7 protein-coding genes are annotated in these 7,502 nt (G+C 55.1%); 6 read left to right on the forward strand and 1 reads right to left on the reverse strand.

The window, feature by feature from the left end:
- Positions 1–664, reverse strand: a 664-nt coding sequence (locus A918_RS0102735; protein WP_245257282.1) for an IclR family transcriptional regulator, incomplete at its 3' end; no start/stop codon positions are given.
- Between the two features lie 461 nt (positions 665–1,125).
- Between A918_RS0102735 and A918_RS0102740 the strand changes: the two genes are divergently transcribed.
- The 6 genes from A918_RS0102740 to A918_RS0102765 all read left to right on the forward strand — a co-directional run.
- Positions 1,126–2,043 (forward strand): ABC transporter permease, encoded by a 918-nt coding sequence (locus tag A918_RS0102740; protein ID WP_022709575.1) that lies wholly within the window; start codon positions 1,126–1,128, stop codon positions 2,041–2,043.
- On the forward strand, positions 2,040–2,939 hold the full coding sequence (locus A918_RS0102745; protein ID WP_022709576.1) for an ABC transporter permease: 900 nt from the start codon (positions 2,040–2,042) through the stop codon (positions 2,937–2,939). Before A918_RS0102740 ends, A918_RS0102745 begins: the two co-directional genes overlap by 4 nt.
- An 11-nt stretch (positions 2,940–2,950) precedes the next feature.
- Entirely contained in the window at positions 2,951–3,949 is a 999-nt protein-coding gene (locus tag A918_RS0102750) for an ABC transporter ATP-binding protein (protein WP_022709577.1), read from the forward strand.
- On the forward strand, positions 3,946–4,920 hold the full coding sequence (locus tag A918_RS0102755) for an ABC transporter ATP-binding protein (RefSeq protein ID WP_022709578.1): 975 nt from the start codon (positions 3,946–3,948) through the stop codon (positions 4,918–4,920). Before A918_RS0102750 ends, A918_RS0102755 begins: the two co-directional genes overlap by 4 nt.
- Positions 4,921–4,938: 18 nt before the next feature.
- Positions 4,939–6,522: a gamma-glutamyltransferase family protein gene (locus tag A918_RS0102760; protein ID WP_022709579.1), complete on the forward strand. Its 1,584-nt coding sequence runs from the start codon at positions 4,939–4,941 to the stop codon at positions 6,520–6,522.
- Positions 6,509–7,502 (forward strand): M20/M25/M40 family metallo-hydrolase (locus A918_RS0102765; RefSeq protein ID WP_022709580.1); only part of this gene is annotated, 994 nt, incomplete at its 3' end. The genes A918_RS0102760 and A918_RS0102765, both read left to right, overlap by 14 nt.

Consider the following 7,502-nt stretch of genomic DNA (forward strand, 5'->3'; position numbering starts at 1 on the left):
ATGTTCGTGCTGTATCGACCAGCAATGGCGCGATTTCTTTGCGGACACGATCAACCGACCAGTCAGCCATCGAAACAGAACAGTGAATTGCTGCACGCGCTTTACCGCTGGACGACTTAATCGGTGCCGCGATACCGATTTCATTGAGCAGGATTTCCTCCACAGAGACAGCAAAACCATCCTGTCGCGCCTGTTCAACAAGCTCTGAAATTTCCCCGCGATCAACTGTCGTGCGCGGGGTATATTCCGTCACCGGCCAGTTTTTTACAGCGTCTTGCCGTGCATCTGCGTCCCATGTGGCGAGAATGGCACGGCCACCAGAAGTGTTCAGCGCCGGATGGGTACGCCCGACCAATGTACCTTCAAAATTGGTACGTTGCACCGGAAGACGCACCGAGTAAATAATTGATGTGTCACATATTTCTGCCAGATTGAACGACTGCCCGATTTGCTGCTGCAAGGCGAAAAGACGCGGCATAACCTGCGACGTCAGCGGCTCTGCAATGTAATGGGCATAGGCCATATGCAGCCATTGATTTGATAGCCGGTAACGGCGGCTATGATTATCACGGTTCAGCATGCCTTCCGCATAGAGCGTGGCGAGGATGCGCTGAACACTGCTTTTCTCAATGCCCGTTATGCGCACAAGATCAGAAATACCCAAAACAGCATTTCCCTCCCCGAAGGCTTTCAACAGGGTCATCGCTTTTATTAGCGAACTGATAATTAAGGGATTTCTTTCGCTTTCACTCAATGGGGTACACTCCAGTCGCAAAAAACTCTTGACGCAGAAGGGAAAACTATGGTTCGATATTAACATGCGATCATAAGTATTGCAATACAATACAAAAGGGGAATGCCAATGAAAAATCAAAAAATCTTTGCCGTGGTTTTCAGCACGCCAAATAAGCCGGTAGCCGATATTTTTTAATTCAGCTTTGGCAGTAAACGGCTGAAGAATATTTCCGGTTTGCACGGTATCGCGTCTGCATCATTCCGCTTTGATGACGCATAAGCCGGCAATCCGTTAACAGGTGAAATCCCGCAGTACCCAGCTGATGCGTTCTGCACTGTCACCTCCGGCCACACCCCTCATATCCTAAAACGATTTTGACGGAGCAAAACTTGCTTGGTTTCATCCTCAAGCGGCTCGGCCTTGCCTTACTGGTTGCGCTGACCGTGTCTTTTATCAGTTTCTGTCTGCTTTACCTGAGCGGCGACCCTGCGACTGCCATCGCCGGAGAAGGCGCGAGTGCACAGGACATTCAGACAATCCGCGAATTTTACGGTTTTGACCGCCCGATGCTGCTGCAATATGCGGACTGGCTGTGGAATGCCGCACATTTCAATTTTGGCCATAGCTATTATTTCAAACTTCCGGTTGCAGATCTCATTTCCAGCCGGCTTGGCGTGACAATGCGCCTTGGCCTGACTGCTATCGTTTTTGCTCTGTTGGTTGCTGTACCGCTTGGTGTGCTTGCTGCCAAACGCCCGAACTCGCTGACCGACAAGCTGGCGCTGTTTATTTCTGTCGCCGGACAGGCAATGCCGAGTTTCTGGTTTGCTCTTGTACTGATCTCGGTTTTCTCCATTGATCTCGGCTGGCTGCCTGCATCCGGTGCCAAGACATGGCAGCATTTTATCCTGCCAACCATTGTACTCGGCTATTATGCCATGCCTGCAATTATGCGCCTCACCCGCGCCGGTATGCTTGAAGTTCTCTCATCTGATTATATTCGCACCGCCCGTGCCAAAGGGTCATCGGAATGGCGGGTACTGTTCACCCATGCGTTGCGCAATGCGATTATCCCTGTCGTATCACTGTCAGCCGTGCAGATGGGCTTCATGCTCGGCGGTTCAATTGTTGTTGAATCTGTCTTCGCTTTGCCGGGTGCCGGACTGCTCGCATGGGAGTCAATCACCCGCAATGATCTGCCGACCGTTCAGGCACTGATTCTGCTTTTCTCCATGTTTTACATCGTCTTCACACTGCTCGCCGACATCATGAATGCCTGGCTTGATCCACGCATGAGGACCTCATGACCACGTTTTCTTCCATACCGACCGCAGAACAAATTCTGGAACCGTCCCCGTCTGCCATTCTGCGCCGCCGTATTTTCGGTCATAGCGGCTTCATGATCGGCACGATCATCGTGGCTGTGATTGCACTGGTTGCAATCTTTGCTCCGATGCTTCTCAAATATGATCCCTATACGCAGGATCTGCTGAACCGTATGGTGCCGCCGGAATTCTTAGGTGGTAAATCCGATCACGTTCTGGGAACTGACCAGCTTGGCCGCGATTATCTCGCCCGTCTGCTGCACGGTGCGCGCGTCTCATTATTTATCGGCCTGTCGGCAGCTCTGATCTCCGGCATTATCGGCACGGCTATGGGCGTTGCGGCCGGTTATTTCGGCGGCCGTGTGGATGCGGTCGTAACATTCCTGATCAATGTGCGTCTCGCAATGCCGGTTGTTCTGGTCGCACTGGCCGTTGTCGCCTTGTTTGGCGGCTCACTGACTGTTGTTGCCACCGTTCTCGGACTGTTATTATGGGATCGCTATGCGGTAGTCATGCGCGCTTCAACCCTCCAGATCGCGCGGCGGGAATATGTGGCGGCATCCTATGCCATCGGCACATCCACACCGCGCATTCTGATCTCCGAAATCCTGCCTAATCTGATGAACAATCTGATTGTCGTTGCCACGCTGGAAATGGCGCATGCCATTTTGCTGGAAGCCGCCTTGTCCTTCTTAGGTCTTGGTGTGCAGCCGCCGACAGCCAGCTGGGGCCTGATGATCTCCGAGGGCAAAGACATGATGCTGTTCGAGCCATGGCTTGTGATGATCCCCGGTGTTGCGCTGTTTGTGCTGGTACTGGCGATCAATCTCATGGGCGACGGCCTGCGCGATATTACCGCGCCGGGCGGACGGAACTGAGGAGAAAACCAATGACTGCTCCTATTCTTAAAGTTCAGGGCCTGACACTGGACATCCCCACCGCCGCGGGCACCCTTCATGCCGTGCGCAACATCAATCTCGAGGTTAAACCGGGAGAGACACTCTGTATCGTCGGTGAAAGCGGCTCCGGCAAATCGCTGACCTCGCTTGCGGTGATGGGGCTTTTGTCACCGGGTATTCAGCGCAATGCGGCTGAAATGAGCTTTGACGGCATTGATCTGCAAAAAGCCACAGCACGGGAAATGCGTGCGCTGCGCGGTAACCGTATGGCGATGATTTTTCAGGAGCCGATGACCAGCCTGAACCCTGCCTATACGATCGGCAGCCAGCTGGCAGAAGCATTGCGCCTGCATAAATCTGTCAGCAAAGCTGAAGCACTGAAACGCGCTGCCGATCTTCTGCGTATGGTCGGGATTACCGCTGCAGAAAGCCGTCTCAACCAATATCCGCATCAGCTTTCCGGTGGTTTGCGTCAGCGTATCATGATTGCAATGGCGCTGATGTGTGAGCCGGAATTGCTGATCGCCGATGAACCGACAACCGCTCTGGACGTAACCATTCAGGCACAGATCTTGCGTCTTCTTAAAGACCTGCAGCAGAAAATGGGCATGGCGATGATCCTGATCACCCATGATCTCGGTGTCGTTGCACGTATCGCCGACAAAGTTGCTGTGATGTATGCCGGTGAACTGGTTGAGGCCGGTTCTGTCAGCGAAATCTTCCGCAATCCTGCACATCCTTATACGCGTGGGCTTCTGGACTGTATTCCAATACCGGGGCGCATTAAGCGCGGGGAACGGCTGGGCACAATTCCGGGTATTGTGCCAAATCTGGTCGGACGTCATACCGGCTGCATCTTCCGCGACCGCTGCCCTGAGGCGATTGAAGCCTGCACCGGAACTATCCCGCAGCGTGATCTCTCCGCTCATCATACATTACAGTGCGTCCATGCAAACGGCATGCGTCAGCCTGCGGAGGCTTTGCTATGAGCCAGCCAGTTTTACAACTCCATAATGTCTCCAAAATCTATCAGGTACGACAGGGCTTTTTCTCCGGCAAAAAACCACTGGCAGCAGTCAGTGATGTTTCGCTGACGGTAGAGCGCGGCTCGGTTCTTGGCCTTGTCGGTGAATCCGGTTGCGGAAAATCAACGCTGGCCAAAATCCTGCTCGGGCTGGAAAAGCCGACCAGTGGACGTGTCGAAATTAACGGCGAGGATATCACCAAGCAAAACCGTTTTGAATTGTCGCGCCGTATTCAGCCAATCTTTCAGGACCCTTATTCCTCGCTCAATCCGCGCAAAACTATCCGCCAGATCATTATGGCACCGCTCGTGGTGCATAGCGTCGGCGATCAGGCATCGCGCGAAAAGAAAGTGAAGGAAATTATGGATGTCGTCGGGCTGCCTTCGCGTATGCTCAACGCCTATCCGAACCAGATGTCCGGCGGCCAGCGCCAGCGTGTCGCTATTGCCCGTGCGCTGATTATGAAGCCGGAAATTGTCATTTGTGACGAACCGACATCTGCACTCGATGTTTCCGTGCAGAGCCAGATTCTCAACCTGCTTGGTGACCTGCAGCGTGAACTCGGTCTGACCTATCTGTTCATCAGCCACAATCTCGCGGTTGTTGAATATCTCGCAACACGCGTTGCGGTGATGTATCTCGGGCGCATTGTTGAAGAGCGCGAAACTGAAGACATTTTCCGCAATGCCCGCCACCCTTATTCACGGGCGTTGCTGGATTCTGTGCTGACACCGGAACCGGAACTCGGCGTGCCGGACACGCAGCTCGGCACAGAATATCCCAATCCGATCAACCCGCCTTCGGGTTGCGCCTTCCATCCGCGCTGCCCTGACCGCTTTACCCCCTGCGATCAGTCCCGCCCTGTCTTGCAGGAAAGCGGCAGCGGTTGTGTCGCCTGCCACCTTTATACCAATGCCACTGCACTGCCTGCCTGAACTGATTAAGGAACTGAAATGCAAACCAGTCTTTCCCGTACGCAAGTTACTCGCAAGAATGTCATCCGCACTAAAGGTGGTGTCGTAGCAGCACAAAACAGCCGCGCAGCGCAAATCGGTGCGGCAGTGCTTGCAGCAGGCGGCAATGCGATGGATGCAGCAACGGCCGTTTCCTTCGCTATCGGTGTGCTTGAGCCGTGGATGTCCGGCCCTGCCGGTGGCGGCGCGATGATGGTTTGGGATGCAGCTTCCGGCAAAGCCCATGCCGTGACCTATGCCATGCGTGCGCCTGTGGAGCTTAACCCTGCCGATTATCCGCTCTCCGGTGCCGGTAAAAACTCCGATCTTTTCCCGTGGGAAGCCGTGGTCGATGACCGTAATATTATGGGCGCAACTGCCGTTGCAGTACCGGGCGTGATCGACGGCATCGGTCAGGCGCATGCACGCTGGGGCACCATGCCTTGGGCGGAACTGCTGGCTCCGGCAATTAAACTCGCAAAAGAAGGCCTGCCGGTTGACTGGTATGCAGCGCTTGTTATCGCAGGCGCAACCCGCGAGCTGGCCAAAGACCCGGATGCCGCAGCACTGTTTCTGGAAGACGGCCAATGGCCGATGATCAATGGCTGGACGAGCCTGTCCGACAAACGCGTTGATATGTCCGGCTATGCACCTTCCCTGACCGAGCTGGCAGAACAGGGCTATCGCACATTCTATGAAGGCGATCTGGCACAGGCACTGGTCAAAGATGTCCGCGCAAAAGGCGGCTCATTATCAATGCAGGATCTGCGTGATTACCGTGCAACCATTGCCGATCCGCTGAGCTTTAAGCGCGGCGATGCGACATTCTATGTCACACCGCATCTGACCGCCGGCCCGACCATGAGACAAGCCTTTGAAGCCCTGCCGGAAATCGGCAAAGGCCAGCCGGACGCTGATGCCTATACCGGCTACGCCAAAGCGCTGCGCCATGCCTATCAGCAGCGATTGGAAAATATGGGTGATGACGGCGAAGTGCCGAAAGCACCGGGTTGCACAACACATTTCTCCGTCGTTGACCGTCACGGCAATATGGTCTCGATGACACAGACTTTGCTGTCATTGTTCGGCTCAAAAGTCGTCTCGCCCTCCACCGGCTTTTTGCTCAATAACGGCATTATGTGGTTCGATCCGGTACAGGGCAAACCGAACTCCCTGCAACCGGGACGCCAGTGCCTGATGAATGTCTGCCCTGCCCTTGGTGAGCAAGGCGAACGCCGCTTCGCCATTGGTGCATCAGGCGGCCGTAAGATTGTCTCGGCTGTTGCCCAGCTTTCCTCTTTCATCGTCGATTCCGGCATGGATATTGAAGGTGCTTTCCATCAGCCGCGTCTCGACATGTCTGCCGCCGATGTCATTATCGCAGATGACAGCCTGCCAGCGGATACAATTGCGGAGCTGAACAAAGTCGCGCGTACGGTCACCACCCGCCGCACCGTCTGGCCTTTCGCCTTTGCATGCCCTGCCGGTGTGATGCGTGAAGGCGATCTGAACTCCGGCTGCACCGAGATTATGTCGCCATGGGGTGATGCGGTCACCGAGGAGAACAGCCATGACTTTGCGTGAGACTGTTATCAGCCGGATCGAAACCTATTTCGACAGCGGCACGATGAAATCCGAACTGGCCGCTTTGGTGAGCTATCCGACAGAAAGTCAGGTACCGGAAAGAAAACCCGTGCTGGCAGATTATCTGGATACAGCCATTACGCCGCGTTTGCAGGCTGCAGGATTTGAGATCAAAATTTACGACAATCCGGTGGCTGAAGGCGGCCCCCTGATGATCGCCCGCCGCATAGAAGACGCTGCTCTGCCGACAGTGCTGATCTATGGCCATGGCGATGTCATTCATGCGCAGACCGGACAATGGCGCGAAGACCTGTCACCCTTCGTTTTGACCGAAGAAGGTGACCGTTGGTACGGGCGCGGCACAGCTGATAATAAAGTGCAGCATCTGATTAATATTGCTGCACTTGAAGCCCTGATTGCCGTGCATGGGAAGCTCGGTTTCAACGCCACCATTCTGCTGGAAATGGCCGAAGAAAACGGCTCTCCGGGTTTGCAGGCCTTCTGCGCATCACACAAACAGGAACTCGCTGCCGATGTGCTGATTGCCTCCGACGGCCCGCGACTGCAACCGGACAGGGCGACTGTTTTCATGGGCGCACGCGGTGCAGTCACGGTCGATCTGATTGTAGAAAAACGAGAGGGTGCACATCATTCCGGCAACTGGGGCGGCTTGCTTGCCGATCCGGCAATGCGTCTCGTGCAGGCGCTGGCGACAATCACCGATGAACGCGGCCAGATCCGCATTCCGGAATGGCGGCCAACCAGCCTGACCGACAATATCCGCGCGGCACTCCGTGATTTGCCGGTGGATATGGAAACCGGCCCGAGCATTGATAAAGACTGGGGCGAAGCCGGTCTGACCCCAGCCGAGCGCGTCTATGGCTGGAACAGCTTTGCCATTCTCGCCATGACATCAGGCGTGCCGGAGGCACCGGTCAATGCCATCTCCGGCAAGGCACGGGCAACCTGCCAGCTGCGTT

It is taken from the genome of Pseudochrobactrum sp. AO18b (assembly GCF_000409565.1).
In the GTDB taxonomy this organism is placed as follows: domain Bacteria; phylum Pseudomonadota; class Alphaproteobacteria; order Rhizobiales; family Rhizobiaceae; genus Pseudochrobactrum; species Pseudochrobactrum saccharolyticum.